The following is a 16670-nucleotide window of genomic DNA, read 5'->3' on the forward strand; positions in this document are numbered from 1 at the left end:
TATGCTGCGCGGCGGTGAAATCAAATCCATTCGAGGTGACCATGGCGGGTGCGAAACGGGGATGTCTGGCCGTGCTGGCGGTGCTGCTGCTGGCGGCGGCGCTGCTGGCCGCGGCCGGTGCGTGGTTCTGGCACAGCCAGAGCGGCTTTGCCGACACGCCGCTGACCCCCGACCAGCCCAGCGTGGTGATCGCCTCCGGTGACGGCCTGTCCACGGTGCTGGGCAAGCTGCGCGCGGCCGGCGTGGACGAAGGCAGCGACACCCAGTGGCAGCTGCTGGCGCGCCAGCTCGACGCCGCCGGCAAGCTCAAGGTGGGCGAGTACGCACTGGACCCGGCCCTGACCCCGCGCCAGCTGCTCACCCGCATGCGCCAGGGCCGCGTGCTGCAGCACCGCCTGACCATCGTCGAAGGCTGGAACATCCGCCAGGTGCGTGCCGCGCTCAAGCGCGCCGACCCGCTGCTGCACACCACCGATGCGCTCGACGACGCGGCGCTGATGAAGGCCGTGGGTTTCCCCGGGCAACATCCCGAAGGCCGCTTCCTGCCCGAGACCTACGTCTACCAGCGCGGCGACAGTGACCTGGACGTGCTCAAGCGCGCGCACGCGGCGATGGAAAAGGAACTGGCCCTGGCCTGGGACAGCCGCGCGGCCGACCTGCCGCTCAATTCCCCCTACGAACTGCTGACCCTGGCCTCGATCATCGAAAAGGAAACCGCGCTGCCCAGCGAGCGCCCGCAGATCGCCGGCGTGTTCGCGCGCCGCCTGAAGATCGGCATGCGCCTGCAGACTGATCCGACCGTGATCTACGGCATCGGCAGCAGCTACGACGGCAACATCCGCAAGCGCGACCTGACCACCGACACCCCGTACAACACCTATACCCGTGCCGGCCTCACCCCGACCCCGATCGCCATGCCCGGCCGCGACGCGCTGCACGCGGCGGCGCAGCCGGCCGCCGGCGATGCGCTGTACTTCGTAGCGGTGGGCGACGGCAGCGGCGCGCACGTGTTCTCGGCCAATTACACCGACCACAACGCCGCGGTAGCCCGCTACCTGCAGCAGCGCGGCCAGGCGGCGCGGCAATGACCGCATCGCTGCTGCGCCACCCGCGCCTGATCAGCCTGGAAGGCGGCGAGGGCGCCGGCAAGACCACCGCCATCAATGCCCTGCGCGATGCATTGCAGGCGCGCGGCCACGAAGTGCTGCTGACCCGTGAGCCCGGCGGTACCCCGCTGGCCGAACGGATCCGCGCGCTGGTGCTCACGCCCGATGCCGACATCGCCCACGAGCCGTTGTCGGCCGAGGCCGAACTGCTGCTGGTGTTCGCCGCGCGTGCCCAGCATGTGCGCCAGACGATCCAGCCGGCGCTGCGCCGCGGCGCTTATGTGATCAGCGACCGCTTCACCGATTCCAGCTACGCCTACCAGGGCGGTGGGCGCGGCCTGGACCCGGCCTGGATCGCCGACCTGGAGCGCCGCGCGGTGGGCCTGCTGCCCGGCCTGACCCTGCTGCTGGACGTGGATGTGGCCACCGGCCGCGCCCGCGCCAACGGCCGTGATCTGTGGCCGGACCGGATCGAGAGCGAGCAGGACGACTTTTTCCAGCGGGTGCGCGCGGTGTTCCGCCAGCGCGCCGGCGAAGACCCGCAGCGTTTCCGCCTGATCGACGCCAGCCAGGACCAGCCCGGCGTGGCGCGGTCGGTGGTGGCCGCGGTGGACGCATGGCTGGCCCAGGAGCCCGAACATGACTGAGACCTTTTCGCCCTGGCAGCAGCGCGCCTACGACCAGACCGTGGCCGCGCTCGATGCCGGCCGGCTCGGCCATGGCCTGCTGATCTGCGGCCCGGCCGGGCTGGGCAAGCGCGCGGTGGCCCTGCGCCTGGCCGCGCATGTGCTGGGCCGCAGCGAGCCGGCCGCGGCCAGGCGCAGCGCCCAGCTGATCGCCGCCGGCACCCATCCGGACCTGCAGCTGATCTCGTTCATCCCCAACAAGTCCGGCGACAAGCTGCGCACCGAGATCGTGATCGAACAGGTCCGCGAGATCTCGCAGAAGCTGGCGCTGACCCCGCAGTACGGCATCGCCCAGGTGGTGGTGGTCGACCCGGCCGATGCGATCAACCGCGCCGCCTGCAACGCCCTGCTCAAGACCCTGGAAGAGCCGCAGCCGGGCCGCTACCTGTGGCTGATCAGCAGTGACCCGGCGCGCCTGCCGGCGACCGTGCGCAGCCGCTGCCAGCGCCTGGAGTTCAAATTGCCGCCACGCGAGGAGGCCCTGGCCTGGCTGCAGTCGCAGGGCCACAGCGAGGCCAGCGCACGCGAGGCCCTGGACGCGGCGCGCGGCCATCCCGGGCTGGCCGACAGCTGGCTGCGTGAAGACGGGCTGGCGTTGCGCCGGCAGGTCGCCAGCGACCTGGAGGCACTGGTGGCCGGACGCGCCGGGGCGGTCGAACTGGCCCAGCGCTGGTGCGGCGATGAACACGCCGCGCTGCGCCTGCGGCATGCCGCCGACCTGGCGTTGGCCCAGGCCACCGGCGGTGGCTTGACCGATCCGGACCGATTGCACAAGCTGGCAGCCTGGTTCGACGCCGCCAACCGTACCCGCGATCTGCTGCGCACCACCGTGCGCGCCGACCTGGCGGTGGTGGAATTGTTGTTGGCCTGGAACCGGGTCAACGAGCGGCACGCAAGGGGAAACAACGCATGAGCGCCACCAACGCCCGCCAGGGCATCCTGTCGCTGGCCGTCAAGGACAAGTCCGCGCTGTACAGCGCGTACATGCCGTTCGTGAAGAACGGCGGCATCTTCGTACCCACGCCCAAGCGTTACTTCCTGGGCGATGAGGTATTCCTGCTGCTGACCCTGCCCGACTCCAGCGAGCGCCTGCCGGTGGCCGGCAAGGTGATCTGGGTGACCCCGGCCGGGGCCCAGGGCAACCGCCAGGCGGGCATCGGCGTACAGCTGGCCGAAGGCGCCGAGGGCGAGGCGGTGCGCAACAAGATCGAGACCCTGCTGGCCGGCATCCTGACCGCGGACAAGCCGACCCACACGATGTGAAGAAATTGCCGCAGACCCGTTGACGCGGAAATTTGCCGCCCTATAATGAGCGGCTCAGCAGCATCGGGCGGTTAGCTCAGCGGTAGAGCATTGCCTTCACACGGCAAGGGTCACAAGTTCGAACCTTGTACCGCCCACCACGCTGCAACATGAAGAAGCCGGCCCCTGGGTCGGCTTTTTTGTGTCCGCCCCCCGCCGACCCAGCGCGCAGGTGCCCGGTCAAGGATGATCCATGCAACCACGCCAAGCCCCGCTCGAAGCCCGGCACTACGCGCAGTTCCTGGAAGACCGCCAGGCGACGATCGCCTTTTTCCAGGAACACCGCTTCCAGTCCGACTCGGACGCTGAAGAACGCTCGCTGCGCGCGCGCTGGTTCCAGCGGCTGGCCGCCGAGCACCTGTACATCACCTACACCGCCGGCCACCCGATCGAGACGCTGCCGCCGCTGCTGGAAGCACTGGTGGAGCACGTGGAGCATCGCCAGCAGATGCTGGCGCAGTACGAGCGGCAGCCGCTGATTGCGCCGTTTGCGATCGATGACTGGCCGGATGAGTATCTGGAATGCACGCAGCTGTTCGCGCTGTGCATCCTGTTGGGGCGTCCGGACCTGCTGGCGCGTGTGGCCGCCTTGATGGACCAGGCCAACTTCGTCGCCAGCGATACGTTGTATGAAGACCTGCTGATGCGCGTGCTGCCGGACCGGCACGATGTCGACGAGTGGTTCCACGACTACTGCACGCCCCTGGTCCAGGCCATCTACGCCGATACACCGGAAGAGGCCAGCACCCTGCTGGCCACCTATTGCGAGCGCTGGTACGCCGCTTTCGAGCACGCGCCCTGGCACGACAGCCATATGGACGACGATGGCCGCTTCGTCGGCTACTGGGCGTTCGAGGCCGCGGCCATCGCGTATCTCTACGATATCGACGACAGCGCCATCGACCATCGCGTCTATCCCCGCGACCTGGTGGACTACGCGCGCCGCCAGCGCCCGCGCTGAGGCCGGCCGGCCGGCGCGGCGCGAACGTATGGGATGATGCCGGCAGGTTGTCCCCCTGCACGGAGCGCACCGGATGAAACGCAACGATTTCCTGCCAACCTCGCGCGGGTTGCTGCCGGCACTGCTGTGCGCGCCGCTCACCGCGCTGGCGTCCGATCCGCCGGGCATGTTGACCGTGTTCTTCGGCCTGCCGTTGCTGGTGGCGGCCGTGGGGGTGCTTGGGGTACTGGCGCTGTTCCGCCGCTATCGCGCGGTGAGAACCATCGGGGTGGTGCTGGGGCTGGGCGCGCTGCTGACCAGTGCGTACGTGGCAGGCGTGGACACGTGGCGATTCTGGCCCGAAGCAGACGGCGCGGACGCCGGGACCAGGGTCGGCATCATCCTGGGCTGCGCCGTGCTGTGGCTGTGCCTGCTGCTGTTCACGTGGGTGTTGTGGCGCGCCCGATCGCATCTGCCCAGCGCCGAAGACAACTCCAGCGTGCGCTATCCCTGACCGCGCTGCCGCGACATCAACCCCGCCCGATCCGCGCTGCGGGTCGATGCGATCCCTGTATTCCATCCACTCCGAGGCCGCAATGACCGACCCCTACAACAGCAGCCCGCGCGCGGGTACCGTTACCCGGCTCGATGATTCCATGGTGACCACGGCGATGGAACTGCCCGGTTTCCGGGTGGTGCGCAGCCTGGGCGTGGTGCGCGGCATCACCGTGCGCTCGCGCTCGATCGTGGGCAACTTCGTGGGCGGCCTGCAGACCCTGTTCGGCGGCAACATCACCATCTACACCGAACTGTGCGAGCAGGCCCGCGAGGAGACTTACCGCGACATGGCCAAGCATGCGCGCATGCTTGGCGCCAACGCGATCATCGCCATGCGCTACGACGCCACCGATGTGATGACCGGCCTGACCGAGGTGCTGTGCTACGGCACGGCGGTGGTGGTGGAGCCGACGCCGACGCGGCTGTGACGCCGGGTCGGCCTTTCCAAGGATGACCATGCACGCCCGCCTCCCACGCACGCCCACGCGCTGGAGCCGCATAGTCGCGGGCGCGCTTGCGTGCTTGCCCCTGCCGGCATTGGCATCGGATTTCACCGGTTTGCTCACCGGCATGACGCTGCTGCTGCTCGCCGCCACCCTGCTGGTGCTTCTGCCCATGCTGCTGCTCCGCCGGCATGCCTGGGTGCGGTGGCTGGGAACGTTGCTGGGCGGCGTTGCGCTGCTGATCGGCATGGGCACCGTGGCGTTGGATACCTGGCGGGTAGTGGCCCGGATCCGTCTGCACGATGTACTGCCGGTAGGTCTCTGGATTCTGGGCTACCTGGTGCTGTGGCTTGCCGTCGGCTACACAACCTATCGTCTGGGACGCAAACCACTGCCGGGCCCGCGCAAGGCATGACGATGCCGGAGCGGCCTCGACGTACGAGGCGGCCATTGTGGTATCAGCGCGTGCGCTTCACCCACACGCGCAGCACCACGGCGACCAGTGCGGCGAACACCACCCACGACACTGCATCGAATACGCCATCGCCGATCAACGCGCTGACCAGGCCGAGCAGGCTGGCCGCGGCGATCCAGGCCGGCGCGGTGAAGGGGCTGCGCGGTGGTTGGCCGGGCGTGCTCATGGCGCAGCTCCGGTGCGCGCGGCGCGTTCGATCTCGCTCACGCGTTCCTCGGTGCTGCCCCGCTTGAACCACAGGTACAGGCCGGTGACCAGCACCGCGATGGTCAGCAGGTCCAGCAGCGCCCACAGGATCTTCAGCGGCAGTTTGCCGTAGTCGCCGAAGTGCAGCGGCTGGCTGAGCAGCAGCACGCTCATGTAGGCGGGCAGCTGCGGTTGCGCGGTGAGCGCGCCGGTCTGTGCGTCGATCAGCACCGGGCGGTACAGGCGCTCGGTCAGCGGCGTGTTGCCCTGCATGAACACGCCATAGTGGTGATCGCCGCTGTAGCCGGTGCCGGGGAAACTGACGAAGGCCGGGCGCATGCCCGGTGCGGCGTGGCGCGCGGTGGCCACCGCCGCCTGCAGCGGGGCCAGCGTGGTCGGGCGCGGCTTGCCGGCATAGCGCGCGGCGAACTCGCCCAACTGCTCGCTCTGCCAGGCCTGCTCCAGCGGTTTGGCGATGGTGTTGATCGCACCGGTGATGCCCACCACCAGCGCCCAGCCGAGGGTGACCACGCCGAGCACGTTGTGCAGGTCCAGCCAGGCCAGGCGACGGCTGCGCCCGGTGCGTAGCGTGCCGAAGCGCTGCTTGCGCATGAACGGCCCATACAGCACCAGCCCGGACACGATCGCCACGGCGAACAGCAGGCCCATGGCGCCCATGAACAACATGCCGGGCAGGCCCAGGAACAGGTCGGTGTGCAGGCGGTACAGGAAGTACATCACGCCCTGGTTGAACTGCGCGGCGGGCAGTACTTCGCCACTGACTGCATGCAGCAGGGCGGTGTGCATCTGTGGCGGCGGCGTGTCCGGGCGCGCGCCGGTATTGACGTAGACCGTGGGCGCGTCCGGATCCCAACCGACGAACAACGGCACATCGCCGGGATACTGCGCCAGGGCGGTGCGCACCTGTGCATCCAGGTCGCGCGGCACGGCATCGGCCGGGGCGGCCGCCACCTCGGGCTCGCTGAGGTGGGCGATTTCCTCACCGAACACCAGCGGCAGGCCGGTCAGGCACAACAGCAGCAGGAACACGGTGCAGACCAGGCTGGTCCACTTGTGCACGAGGAACCAGGCTTTGAGGGTGGTGCGTTGCATGGGAGCTGGCGCAGGGCTGGCGAGTGTGCCGGCGATGGTACGTGATGCGGTCGGCGCGGTCAGCGCCGCGGGCGGGAAGGTGTGGGCGGTGGCGCTGCGTTGAACAGATGCTCGGCCATGAAATCGATGAACACCCGCAGGCGCGCGCCGGGCTGACGGCTGCCCGGCCACAGCAGCGAGAACTGGCCGGGCTGGCGCGGGTGGTCGGGCAGCAGTTCCTGCAGGCGGCCGTCGGCCAGTGCCTCGGCGGCGAGGAAATCCGGCATCCAGGCCACCCCCATGCCGCCGATGGCCGCGGCCAGCAGGGCTTCCATGTTGTTGCAGGTCATCACCGTGGTCAGCGGCGCGCCCGCATCGCCGGCATGGCCGGGCAGCGTCCACGGTTGCAGCTTGCCGGTGGTGGGAAAGCGGAAGCGCACGGCCGGGTGCGTGCCCAGCTGCGCCAGCGTGGCCGGTGGCGCATGCGTGCGCAGGTGTGCGGGGGCCGCGCACAGCAGGAAATGGAAGGGCCCCAGCCGGCGCGCCATCAGGCTGGAATCGGCCAGCTCGCCGCTGCGGATCACCACGTCCAGGCCTTCGCTGACCACATCGACCAGGCGGTCGTTGAAGTCCAGTTCCAGCTGCACGTCCGGGTAGCGCTGGGCGAACAGCGGCAATACAGGCAACAGGAAGCGGTAGCCGATGGTGGGCAGGCCTACCCGCAGCAGCCCGCTGGGCGAGTGTTGGCGCTGGGCCAGGTCGGCGCGTGCTTCGGACAATTCCTCCAGCGCGCGCCGGCAGCGCTCCAGCAGCCGTTCGCCGGCTTCGGTCAGGCGCACGCGCCGGGTGGTGCGCTGGAACAGCCGCACGCCCAGGTCCTGTTCCAGCCGGGCCACGCGCTTGCCAACGGTAGAGGGCGACAGGCCCAGGCTGCGGGCGGCGCCGACGAAGCTGGAGGTCTCGGCGGTGCGGACGAAGGCAAGCAGTTCGGCGATGGAGTCCATCACTGGATGATTACGGAAGAAGTGGCCGTAATCAAATGCATACATGGGTATTTATTGGGAATAGGTGCATGCCTATCTTCAATGGCCGCCTTTCAGGAACTTCCCATGTCGTCGTTTTTCCTTTCCCCCTCCCGCGATCCGCGCCTGGGGTTGCTGGCCGTGTGCCTGGTGGCGTTGGCGCTGCCGCTGTCCTTTTCCGCCGGCGCGGTGGCCGTGCCGGCCTTGGCCGGCCGGTTTCCCGGTTCGCCAGGCGCGCTGGCCTGGGTGACCAATGCGTTCATGCTCAGCTTCGGCAGCCTGCTGCTGGCCGCCGGCGGCCTGGCCGACCGGTGGGGGCGGCGACGGCTGTTCCTGGCCGGCTGCGCCGTTGTGGCGCTGGCCACCCTGGCGGTGTGCCTGGCCTCGGACCTGATGTGGCTGGACCTGGCGCGGGGCGCCCAGGGCGTGGGTGCCGCCGCTGCCCTGGCCTCGGGCAGCGCCGCGCTGGCGCAACGCTTCGGGGGGCATGCGCGCACGCGCGCGTTTGCGTTGATGGGGACCATGTTCGGGGTCGGGCTTGCGCTGGGGCCGTTGCTGGCCGGGGTCCTGCTGGATGCCTTGGGCTGGCGCAGCGTATTTGCCAGTGGTGGCGTGCTGGCACTGGCGGCGTGGGCCGTGGCCTGGCGGCACCTGGACGAAAGCCATGGCCTGCACGCGCGGCTGGACGTAGCCGGCATGGTCATCTTCAGCCTGATGCTGGCCGCACTGACCGCCGGGCTGCTGTTGCTGGCCGAGCATGGCCTGCATGCGCCGGTGGTCGTCGGTGCGGCAGGCGCAACGCTGGGACTACTGGCGGTGTTTGTTTGGGTCGAGCGCCGTCTGCCGCATCCGCTGCTGCAACTGTCGCTGTTCGCGCAGCGGCAATTCCTGGGCGTGCAGCTGTTACCGGTAGCCACCTGCCTTGGCTACGTGGTGCTGCTGGTCATCCTGCCGCTGCACCTGTCCGGTGTGCAGGGGCAGTCCTCGCTGCAGGTGGGGATGCAGATGTTGGCGTTGTCGGCGCCGATGCTGGTGCTGCCGCTGCTCGCCGCCGGCTGGGCACGCCGGGTCGGGGCGGCACGCTTGTGTGCGCTGGGCCTGCTGCTGTGCGCGCTGGGCCTGTACCTGCTGTCCAGGCGCGCGCTGCATGCCGAGCCGGCGCAGTGGTGGCCGGCATTGCTGCTGGTCGGCGCCGGCGCGGCGCTGCCGTGGGGCTTGATGGACGGGTTGTCGGTAAGCGTGGTGCCGGCCGAACGGGCCGGCATGGCCGCCGGCATCTTCGGCACGGTGCGGGTGGCCGGCGAAGGCATCGCGCTGGCCGCGGTGACCGCGTTGCTGGCCGCCCTGGTGGCGCAGCGGCTGGCGGTGGACAGCGCGGCGCCGTGGGCCACGCTGGCCCGGGCCGGGGCCTACCTGGCCACCGGCTCGCTGGCGCAGGCCTCGGCCTTGCTGCCGGGCCTGCCCACGGTGACGCTGCAGCACGCCAGCAGCGATGCGCTGGCGTGGCTGCTGCGCGGCCTGGCGGGGGTGACCGCCGGCAGCGCGCTGCTGGTCATGGCGCTGCTGGGGCGGCAGCGCATGCCTGCTGCATTCAGAACCGGTAGCTGATGGTGCCGGTGACGGTGCGCGGGTTGCCGGTGAAGCAGTCGCCGAAGTTGCGGCACGGCGCGAAGTACTTCTTGTCGGTGAGGTTGGTGATGTTCAGCGCCATGGTCCAGTCGGTGACCTGCAGCTCGAACAGGCCATCGACCAGGGTGTAGCTGGGGGTGCGGATGAAACCGCCATAGCCCAGCGACTGGGTATTGCCGACGTAGCGGCCGCCCAGGCCCACGCGCAGGCGCGCATCGGCATCGAGCTGGAAGCCCTTGGCGATCCACAGCGAGGACAGTTCCTGCGGGGTGTCGTTGAGGCGCTGGTCCACTTCCATGGCGAAGTTGCTGCGGGTCACTTCGGCCTTGTTGCGGGCGTAGGCCGCCGTCACGGTGAAGTCATTGGCAAAGGAGAACTGGCCTTCCAGTTCCACGCCCTTGGACTGGATTTCACCGGTCTGGATGACGTTGAGCACGTTGTCCGGGTCGTTGGTCTGGCGGTTGGTTTCGGTGATGCGGTAGACCGCGGCGGTGACCAGCATGTTGCGCGCCGGCTGCCACTTCACGCCGGCTTCGGTCTGGTGGCCCTGCATCGGCTTGAACGCGCGGCCGTACAGGTCCTGGCCGTTGACCGGCAGGAACGACTCGCTGTAGCTGATGTACGGTGACACGCCCGCCCCGATCTCGCCGATCAGGCCGGCGCGGTAAGTGGTGGCATTGTCGGTCTGGCTGGGCAGGCCTTCGGTCTTGCTGCGCGCGTGGTCGCGGCGCGCGCCCAGCACCAGCGAAACGCGGTCGGCCCAGCGGATCTGGTCCTGCACGTACACGCCCAGCTGGGTGGTGCGCTGGTCGGGCAGGCGGTTCCAGGCGTTGATGGTGACGCCGGTAGAGACCGGGGCGTAGATGTCGATCGGCGTGGGCGTGGCATCCAGGCCGGCCGATTCCTCGCGGTAGTCGGTGTAGTCCACGCCGGCCAGCAGCAGGTGCTCGAAGGCGCCGGTGGCGAAGTCGAACTGGAAGGCGGTGTCGCTGGTCAGCACGCGCACGTCCGGACGCACGCCATAGGCATTGCGGTTGACCACGCGCTTGTCGGCGTCGATGAACGGGTCCAGCGGATTGCTGTAGGTGTCCGGGTACAGTTCGCGGAACTCGGTCTTGCCGTCCAGGTAACGCACCGACGAGCGCAGGCTGATGCTGTCGCTGAAGCGGTGGTCGAACAGCGCGGTGACGCTGTAGACGCGGGAATCGAGCTTGTCGAAATCGCGGTCGCCGAGGAAGGTGGACGGATCCAGCCGCGGGCGGCCGGCGGCGGCGTTCAAGGTGGCCACCACCGGCAGGAACTGCTGGCTGGAGGCGGTCTTGTCGCGCTGGTAGCTGGCCAGCACGGTCAGGTTGCTGCGTTCGCCGCGCCAGCTGATCGACGGGGCGATGTAGATGCGGTCGTCATCGATGAAATCGGTCTGCATGCCGGCATTGCGGACCAGGCCGACCACGCGCCCGGCCACGGTGCCGGCATCGTTCAATGCACCGCCGACATCGGCCTGGAACTGCTTGCGGTCGAAGTTGCCCAGCTGCACGCCCACTTCACCGCCGATGTCGGTGAAGGTCGGGCGCTTGGTCATGGCATTGATGATGCCGCCGGTGGCGCCGGCGCCGTACAGCACCGAGGACGGGCCGCGCAGCACTTCCACCCGCTCCAGGCCGTAGACCTCGGTACGCGCCATCGGATTGAACCCATAGCTGCGGCGCAGGCCGTCCAGGTACTGCACCGGGTCCAGGCCGCGCAGGGTGCTGCCGTCGCCGCGGGTGTCCAGGCCGTAGGCATCGGCGGTGACGCCGGCGCTGTACCGCAGGGTTTCCTGCAGGGTGTGCGCGCCGCGGTCGCTGAACAGCTCGCTGGTGACCACGCTGATTGCCTGCGGGGTCTGGGTCAGCGGGGTGTCGGTCTTGGTTGCGGTGCTGGCGCGCTCGGCGACCACGCTGACGGCATCCAGCGTACGTGCCGTGCCGCCGTCCTGGGCGTGGGCAAGCGCGGAGGCCAGCAGGGTGGGAACCCCTAGGCTGAACAGCAGCAGGGTGGGGCAGCGGCGCGGCAGGACGGACATGGCGGGGGAATCCGGGAGAAGGAGGGGCCGGATTATCGGGAGGCCGGGACGTCAATGCAAATGAGTCTCAGATGCGCCGGATGCGACGTGGCCGCCGGCCCGGCCGGGGCAGGCCAAGCTGAACAGGCAAATATGTTCCGTCGGCCGCGGTTATGGCTAACTAGCGCCCCGGACCAACGACGGAACGACGCGTGAAGAAGGCAGGACGATGGGGGCTGGCGCTGCTGATGCTGGTGGCGGCGTTGTGGGTCACCGGCATGCTGGCCTACCAGTTGCCCGGTCCGGGCTGGCTGCGTGGCGTGGCCATGGCGCTGTGGGCCGGCTTTGCGCTGACCGCGGTGGTGGCGGTGGCGCGTGCCCGCGCCGGGCGCTGGCCGGGTGCGCTGTATGCGGCCGCGCTGGTCGCCACCGGGGTGTGGTGGCTGCTGCTGACCCCGCGCCAGGACCGGGTCTGGGCCGATGACGTGGCCCAGCGGCTGAAGGTGGTGCAGTTCGATGGCCGCCACGTGGTGCTCGACAACGTGCGCGATTTCACCTGGCGCAGCGAAGACGACCATGACGTGCGCTGGGTACGCCGCCAGTACGACTTGGACCAGCTGCGTTCGGCCGACCTGGTGATGTCCTACTGGATGGGGCCGATGATCGCCCACACCCTGGTTTCGTTCGGCTTCGCCGACGGCCGCCAGCTGGTGTTCTCGCTGGAGATCCGCAAGGAGCGCGGCGAGTCGTTCTCGGCGCTGGGCGGGTTCTTCCGCAAGTTCGAGATGACCCTGGTGGCGTCGGAGGAAACCGACATCGTCCGCGTGCGCAGCAACGTGCGCGGCGAAGATGTGTACCTGTACCGCCTGCAGGGCATGACCCGGGAGCAGCTCAAGGGCCTGTTCGTGTCCTACCTGGGCGAGGCGCGCAAGCTCGATGCCGCCCCGGCGTTCTACAACACGCTGACCAGCAACTGCACCACCATCGTCTACGCGCTGGCCAAACAGATCGCGCCGGGCCTGCCGCTGGACTACCGCCTGCTGGTGTCCGGCTACTTTGCCGAATACGCGCGCGACCTCGGCGTGCTGGTGCCGGACGTGAACTTCGCCACGCTCAAGGCACGTGGCCGCATCACCGATCGCGCCCGCGCCGCAGGCGACGATCCCGATTTCTCCCGACTGATCCGCCGGGGCATGCCCGGCGCAGAGCAAGGAAGCGTTCCATGATGGCTGTCTATCCCGGCGTTCGGCACCGGATGCTGCCGCTGCTGGCGGTGGCCTTGTCGCTGCTGCTGTCCAGCGGTTGTGCGATGGTGACCATGAAGCAGGTGGCGCCCACCGACTACCTGGCCAGCAAGCGCGGCGATGTGCTCACCTCGGGCAAGCTCAGTGCAGCATCGCAGGAGACCTTGAGCGTCATCGGCCTGGACGAAGACCTGTGCGCCAAGGATGTGGCCACCTGCCAGAAGACCCTGGAAGACACCGAGGTGCTGCCCGAAGAGCAGCGGCTGTCGGCGCTGTCGGAATTGTGGGTGAAGACCGCACTGGGCCTGAGCCCCAAGCCCAAGGACCGCGACAAGCACCCGATGTCCGATGCCGCGCTGGATGCGTGGCTGGAAGCGGCGCGCTATGCCTATGCCTACCTGTTCTTCAGTGGGCGTACCCCGTCTGAACGGGCCTTCGAAGACCGCCAGACCCAGGTGCGCGACTACTACAACTACGCCGCCGAACAGACCGCGGCGGTGGTGTTCAAGCGTGCCCGCGAGAGCGCGCTGGACGGGGAGGACTACAACGCGCCGGTGGCCGGCGAGCGCTGGACGCTGACCTCGGATTTCGATGAACTGCGTATGCCCAGCATTCCCACCAGCATGGTCTCGGCCTCGTCGGTGAGCTTTGCCGGCCTGCGCAGCACCTATCGGCGCGACGGCTTCGGTGCCGAGCTGGTGGTGGTGATGGACCCGCCCAAGCTGATCGCCGCCGCAGACGGCAGCAAGGCCGAGATCCCGCAGTACAGCGAGATGTCGGCGATCAACGCCACCGCGCTGCTGCGTTTCAAGGGCGACACGTTGCAGCAGGTGCTGGACACCACCCAGGTGCTGTTCGATGTGTATTCGCCCGAATCCACCGAGCGCATCGACCTGCATGGCGAGAAGGTGCCGCTGGCCGGCAATTTCACCGCCGCCTACGGCATGTGGCTGGCGCAGTCGGGCTTTGCCACCCAGTCGCTGCGCACCCTGTTCGGGCTCAGCGAAGGCATCGCCGAGCCGCATATGTACCTGATGCAGCCGTGGGATCCCAACCGCCGCATCATCTTCATGCTGCACGGGCTGGGCAGCAGCCCGGAGGCCTGGGTCAACGTGGCCAACGAGATCATGGGCGACCCGGAGCTGCGCCGGCACTTCCAGGTGTGGCAGGTCTACTACCCGACCAATGCGCCGATCGCGTTGAACCGCTTTGAGATCAACGAAGCGTTCAACAACACGCTCAAGCACTTCGACCCGACCGGCAGCAGCCCGGCGTCGAAGAACATGGTGTTCATCGGCCACAGCATGGGCGGGGTGCTCGCCCGCCTGCTGGTGACCTCCTCCGGCGATGTGCTGTGGGACCAGTTGCTGGCCAACTATGAGCTCAAGGGCGAGCGGTTGAAGCGGGTGGAGGCCAAGCTGGGGCCGCTGCTGCATTTCAGCGCCGAACCGAACGTGGAACGGGCCATCTTCATTGCCGCCCCGCACAAGGGCACCGACATCGCCGGCAACCGGCTGGGCCGCCTGATCGGCCGCCTGGTGCGGCTGCCGATCACCATCCTGGGCAAGTTCGAGGACGTGTTCCAGACCCTGCAGCAGGCCGAAGCGCAGTCGGCGCAGCCGACCAAGCTGCAGATCCCCAACAGCATCGACAACCTCAAGGCCAGCGACCCGTTCGTCAAGGCGGCCGGCGCGTTGCCGATCATGCCCGGGCTGAAGTACCACTCGATCATCGCCCAGCGCAAACCGGAGGTGCCGTTGGCGCAGTCCGACGATGGGCTGGTGCCGTACTGGAGCGCGCACCTGGACGGGGCGGTGTCGGAAAAGGTGATCATCTCCGGGCACAGCGTGCAGGAAACCCCGCAGGCGGTGCTGGAAATCCGCCGCATCCTGCGCGAGGACCTCAAGGACGTCGGCGATGCGCAGCACCCTGCAACGGGCGCGGCGAAACCGTAGAGCGGGGCGCTGCCCCGCTGCTTTGATTCGGCGCTACACCCGCCGTGCCACCACCACGCTGGCCACGGCCAGAGCATGATCGCGTAGGTCAGCAGGTAACCCACGACCACGTTGCCCTGCAGGAACAGCGCGAACAACGAGCCCGATACCGCCAGCGTGGTGGTCACGCCCAGTGCCTCGCTCAACTGCAACGCCGAGGTATTGGCGCCCTGCTGGGCCGGTGGCGACAACGACAGGGTGAGCACCGACAGGCTCGGGTAGACCAGGCCCATGCCCAGCCCGGTCAGGCTCCAGCCGGCCAGTGCCAGCCACAGCGGCACGCTGGGGTGCAGGGCCAGTGCGGTGATGACGATGCCCACGCACATCAGCAGCGCCCCGGCCTGCAGCAGCTGCCGCCGCGACCAGCCGCGCTGCTGGTGGCCCTGCAGCCACGAACCGCTGAACCAGCCCAATGCGCCCAGGCTCAACGCCACCCCGGCCAGCAGCGGGCTCAGGCCACGTTCGCGCTGCAGCAGCAGCGGCAGGAACGCTTCGCAGCCGAAGAACGCCGAGGCGGCGATGCCGCGCAGCGCGATCACGCTGGGCAGCCCACGGCGCAGCCGCAGGGTGCCGGCCGGCAGCAGTCTCCAGCTGCACAGCGCCAGCAACGCCACGGCCGGCAGCAGCAGGGCCAATGCCGTCCAGCCGTGTTGCTGCCCGCCAATGTAGAGCAGCAGCGCGGCGGCGGCCGCGCCGATCGCCCAGCGCACCATCGTGGTGTCGCCGGGCGCCGCATTGGCCGGGGCCAGGTTGCGCAGCGCCGGACGCAACAGCAGCGCCGCCGGAACGGCCAGCAGCGGCACCGCCAGGAACACCCAGCGCCAGCCCAGGTGCTGCACGATCAGCCCGCTGATGCCCGGGCCGACCAACGACGGCACCACCCAGCCGGCCGAGAACGCGGCAAATACCCGTGGCCGCATCGGTTCGGGAAAGGTGCGGCCGACCAGCACGTACAGCGCCACCGAGATCGCGCCAGCGCCCAGCCCCTGCATCAGCCGGCCCAGCACCAGCACCGGCATGTGCTGGGCCAGCCCGGCCACCAGCAGGCCGGCGATGAAACAGGCCAGGCCCAGCCACAACGGCCGCGCCGGGCCGCGCTGGTCGCTCCAGCGCCCGGCCAGGGTCATGCCGATCACGCTGGTGGCCAGGGTGCCGCCGAACGCCAGCGCATACAGGCGCAGGCCATCCAGTTCATGGGCGACGGTGGGCATCGCCGCGGCCACCGCCAGGGCCTCGAAGCCATGCAGCGAGACCAGCGCGACCATGCCGACGGTGGTGGCGCGGTAGGCCGGCGACAGGATCGACGGCGGTGCATCGGTGGGGACGGAAACAGGTGCAGCGACGTCGGAAGACATGCGGAAATCCAGGGAAAGCGGAAGCGGGGTGCTTGCAGTGCGCGGGGACCTCACGCAGGATGCCACCTGAACCATGGTTGAGGTCAAGCTCGTGATCGCGCAGGAACTGAGTGTGGGGGAAGTGGCCAAGCGTAGCGGCGTGGCGATATCGGCGCTGCATTTCTATGAGCGCAAGGGGTTGATCCGCAGCCTGCGCACTGCCGGCAACCAGCGCCGTTTCGCCCGCGATGTGCTGCGCCGGCTGGCGGTGATCCGGGTCGCGCAGCGGGTCGGCATGCCGCTGGAGGCGGTGGCCAGCGCGTTCGCCGCGCTGCCGGAGAACAAGACCCCGACCAAGGCCGAGTGGGCGCGGATGTCGGCGCTGTGGCGCAGCGAGCTGGACCAGCGCATCGAACAGCTGCTGCTGTTGCGCGACCAGCTCACCGACTGCATCGGCTGCGGTTGCCTGTCGCTGAAACGCTGCCGCCTGACCAACCCGGACGATGCGCTGGGTGAGCGCGGCGATGGGCCGCAGCGGTGGGAGAGTCCTGATGACGATGTGGCACCGTGATCTTCAACGCCTCTCCACGCACTCGTGCCTCACCACCCGAACGT

16 protein-coding genes, 1 tRNA gene and 1 pseudogene are annotated in these 16670 nt (G+C 69.0%); 13 read left to right on the forward strand and 5 right to left on the reverse strand.

Annotated elements, in window-relative coordinates; translation table 11 throughout:
- Positions 1-41 precede the first annotated feature (41 nt).
- The 9 genes from mltG to AC3ITM_RS04770 all read left to right on the forward strand — a co-directional run bounded on the left by mltG (position 42) and on the right by AC3ITM_RS04770 (position 5450).
- Positions 42-1088: an endolytic transglycosylase MltG gene (gene mltG, locus AC3ITM_RS04730; protein WP_489268776.1), complete on the forward strand. Its 1047-nt coding sequence runs from the start codon at positions 42-44 to the stop codon at positions 1086-1088.
- Complete coding sequence (gene tmk, locus AC3ITM_RS04735; protein WP_228886736.1) at positions 1085-1753, forward strand: dTMP kinase; 669 nt, start codon at positions 1085-1087, stop codon at positions 1751-1753. The genes mltG and tmk overlap by 4 nt, the downstream gene beginning before the upstream one ends.
- Positions 1746-2705 carry a DNA polymerase III subunit delta' gene (locus AC3ITM_RS04740; RefSeq protein WP_489268778.1) on the forward strand — a complete coding sequence of 320 codons (960 nt, stop codon included), beginning with the start codon at positions 1746-1748 and terminating at the stop codon, positions 2703-2705. The genes tmk and AC3ITM_RS04740 overlap by 8 nt, the downstream gene beginning before the upstream one ends.
- Positions 2702-3055 carry a PilZ domain-containing protein gene (locus AC3ITM_RS04745; protein WP_489268780.1) on the forward strand — a complete coding sequence of 118 codons (354 nt, stop codon included), beginning with the start codon at positions 2702-2704 and terminating at the stop codon, positions 3053-3055. Before AC3ITM_RS04740 ends, AC3ITM_RS04745 begins: the two co-directional genes overlap by 4 nt.
- A gap of 65 nt (positions 3056-3120) precedes the next feature.
- A tRNA-Val gene (locus AC3ITM_RS04750) sits at positions 3121-3195 on the forward strand.
- A gap of 92 nt (positions 3196-3287) precedes the next feature.
- The gene (locus AC3ITM_RS04755) at positions 3288-4055 is read left to right on the forward strand and encodes a PoNe immunity protein domain-containing protein (RefSeq protein WP_489268782.1); all 768 of its coding nucleotides are present in this window, start codon (positions 3288-3290) and stop codon (positions 4053-4055) included.
- A 73-nt stretch (positions 4056-4128) separates the two neighbouring features.
- A complete protein-coding gene (locus AC3ITM_RS04760) occupies positions 4129-4548 on the forward strand; it encodes a hypothetical protein (protein ID WP_489268783.1) in 420 nt (139 codons plus the stop codon).
- Positions 4549-4630: 82 nt separating this feature from the next.
- A complete protein-coding gene (locus AC3ITM_RS04765) occupies positions 4631-5020 on the forward strand; it encodes a YbjQ family protein (RefSeq protein ID WP_489268785.1) in 390 nt (129 codons plus the stop codon).
- A gap of 28 nt (positions 5021-5048) precedes the next feature.
- A complete protein-coding gene (locus AC3ITM_RS04770; protein WP_489268787.1) occupies positions 5049-5450 on the forward strand; it encodes a hypothetical protein in 402 nt (133 codons plus the stop codon).
- A 43-nt stretch (positions 5451-5493) separates the two neighbouring features.
- On the opposite strand, the gene AC3ITM_RS04775 is transcribed toward AC3ITM_RS04770, so the two are convergent.
- From AC3ITM_RS04775 to AC3ITM_RS04785, 3 genes are read right to left on the reverse strand one after another with little or no spacing between them, the layout of a single operon-like run.
- The gene (locus AC3ITM_RS04775; RefSeq protein WP_489268789.1) at positions 5494-5676 is read right to left on the reverse strand and encodes a hypothetical protein; all 183 of its coding nucleotides are present in this window, start codon (positions 5674-5676) and stop codon (positions 5494-5496) included.
- The gene (locus tag AC3ITM_RS04780; RefSeq protein WP_489268791.1) at positions 5673-6809 is read right to left on the reverse strand and encodes a PepSY-associated TM helix domain-containing protein; all 1137 of its coding nucleotides are present in this window, start codon (positions 6807-6809) and stop codon (positions 5673-5675) included. The genes AC3ITM_RS04775 and AC3ITM_RS04780 overlap by 4 nt, the downstream gene beginning before the upstream one ends.
- Positions 6810-6868: 59 nt before the next feature.
- Entirely contained in the window at positions 6869-7792 is a 924-nt protein-coding gene (locus AC3ITM_RS04785) for a LysR family transcriptional regulator (protein WP_489270026.1), read from the reverse strand.
- A gap of 105 nt (positions 7793-7897) precedes the next feature.
- Between AC3ITM_RS04785 and AC3ITM_RS04790 the strand changes: the two genes are divergently transcribed.
- On the forward strand, positions 7898-9418 hold the full coding sequence (locus tag AC3ITM_RS04790) for an MFS transporter (RefSeq protein ID WP_489268793.1): 1521 nt from the start codon (positions 7898-7900) through the stop codon (positions 9416-9418).
- On the opposite strand, the gene AC3ITM_RS04795 is transcribed toward AC3ITM_RS04790, so the two are convergent.
- A complete protein-coding gene (locus tag AC3ITM_RS04795) occupies positions 9402-11504 on the reverse strand; it encodes a TonB-dependent siderophore receptor (protein ID WP_489268795.1) in 2103 nt (700 codons plus the stop codon). The genes AC3ITM_RS04790 and AC3ITM_RS04795 overlap by 17 nt on opposite strands.
- 227 nt (positions 11505-11731) lie before the next feature.
- On the opposite strand from AC3ITM_RS04795, the gene AC3ITM_RS04800 reads away from it, so the two are divergent.
- Positions 11732-12709, forward strand: coding sequence for an Lnb N-terminal periplasmic domain-containing protein (locus AC3ITM_RS04800; protein WP_489270027.1), 978 nt, complete (start codon positions 11732-11734; stop codon positions 12707-12709).
- Positions 12706-14682, forward strand: coding sequence for an esterase/lipase family protein (locus tag AC3ITM_RS04805; RefSeq protein ID WP_489268797.1), 1977 nt, complete (start codon positions 12706-12708; stop codon positions 14680-14682). The genes AC3ITM_RS04800 and AC3ITM_RS04805 overlap by 4 nt, the downstream gene beginning before the upstream one ends.
- A gap of 33 nt (positions 14683-14715) precedes the next feature.
- Here the strand turns inward: AC3ITM_RS04805 and AC3ITM_RS04810 are convergent.
- Positions 14716-16076: pseudogene (locus AC3ITM_RS04810) on the reverse strand (MFS transporter).
- 91 nt (positions 16077-16167) lie between these two features.
- On the opposite strand from AC3ITM_RS04810, the gene soxR reads away from it, so the two are divergent.
- Positions 16168-16626 carry a redox-sensitive transcriptional activator SoxR gene (gene soxR, locus AC3ITM_RS04815; RefSeq protein ID WP_489270028.1) on the forward strand — a complete coding sequence of 153 codons (459 nt, stop codon included), beginning with the start codon at positions 16168-16170 and terminating at the stop codon, positions 16624-16626.
- The last annotated feature ends 44 nt before the right edge of the window (positions 16627-16670 follow it).

Source organism: Stenotrophomonas sp. KH_029 (assembly GCF_057839765.1).

Bases quoted from the DNA above. Each gene is read 5' to 3' on its own strand.
- AC3ITM_RS04745 (WP_489268780.1), top strand. From the start codon at position 2,702: ATGAGCGCCACCAACGCCCGCCAGGGCATCCTGTCGCTGGCCGTCAAG.
- AC3ITM_RS04765 (WP_489268785.1), top strand. From the start codon at position 4,631: ATGACCGACCCCTACAACAGCAGCCCGCGCGCGGGTACCGTTACCCGG.
- AC3ITM_RS04800 (WP_489270027.1), top strand. From the start codon at position 11,732: ATGCTGGTGGCGGCGTTGTGGGTCACCGGCATGCTGGCCTACCAGTTG.
- AC3ITM_RS04805 (WP_489268797.1), top strand. From the start codon at position 12,706: ATGATGGCTGTCTATCCCGGCGTTCGGCACCGGATGCTGCCGCTGCTG.
- AC3ITM_RS04740 (WP_489268778.1), top strand. From the start codon at position 1,746: ATGACTGAGACCTTTTCGCCCTGGCAGCAGCGCGCCTACGACCAGACC.
- AC3ITM_RS04775 (WP_489268789.1), bottom strand. From the start codon at position 5,676: ATGAGCACGCCCGGCCAACCACCGCGCAGCCCCTTCACCGCGCCGGCC.
- AC3ITM_RS04790 (WP_489268793.1), top strand. From the start codon at position 7,898: ATGTCGTCGTTTTTCCTTTCCCCCTCCCGCGATCCGCGCCTGGGGTTG.
- AC3ITM_RS04785 (WP_489270026.1), bottom strand. From the start codon at position 7,792: ATGGACTCCATCGCCGAACTGCTTGCCTTCGTCCGCACCGCCGAGACC.
- AC3ITM_RS04780 (WP_489268791.1), bottom strand. From the start codon at position 6,809: ATGCAACGCACCACCCTCAAAGCCTGGTTCCTCGTGCACAAGTGGACC.
- tmk (WP_228886736.1), top strand. From the start codon at position 1,085: ATGACCGCATCGCTGCTGCGCCACCCGCGCCTGATCAGCCTGGAAGGC.
- AC3ITM_RS04795 (WP_489268795.1), bottom strand. From the start codon at position 11,504: ATGTCCGTCCTGCCGCGCCGCTGCCCCACCCTGCTGCTGTTCAGCCTA.
- AC3ITM_RS04770 (WP_489268787.1), top strand. From the start codon at position 5,049: ATGCACGCCCGCCTCCCACGCACGCCCACGCGCTGGAGCCGCATAGTC.
- AC3ITM_RS04760 (WP_489268783.1), top strand. From the start codon at position 4,129: ATGAAACGCAACGATTTCCTGCCAACCTCGCGCGGGTTGCTGCCGGCA.
- mltG (WP_489268776.1), top strand. From the start codon at position 42: ATGGCGGGTGCGAAACGGGGATGTCTGGCCGTGCTGGCGGTGCTGCTG.
- AC3ITM_RS04755 (WP_489268782.1), top strand. From the start codon at position 3,288: ATGCAACCACGCCAAGCCCCGCTCGAAGCCCGGCACTACGCGCAGTTC.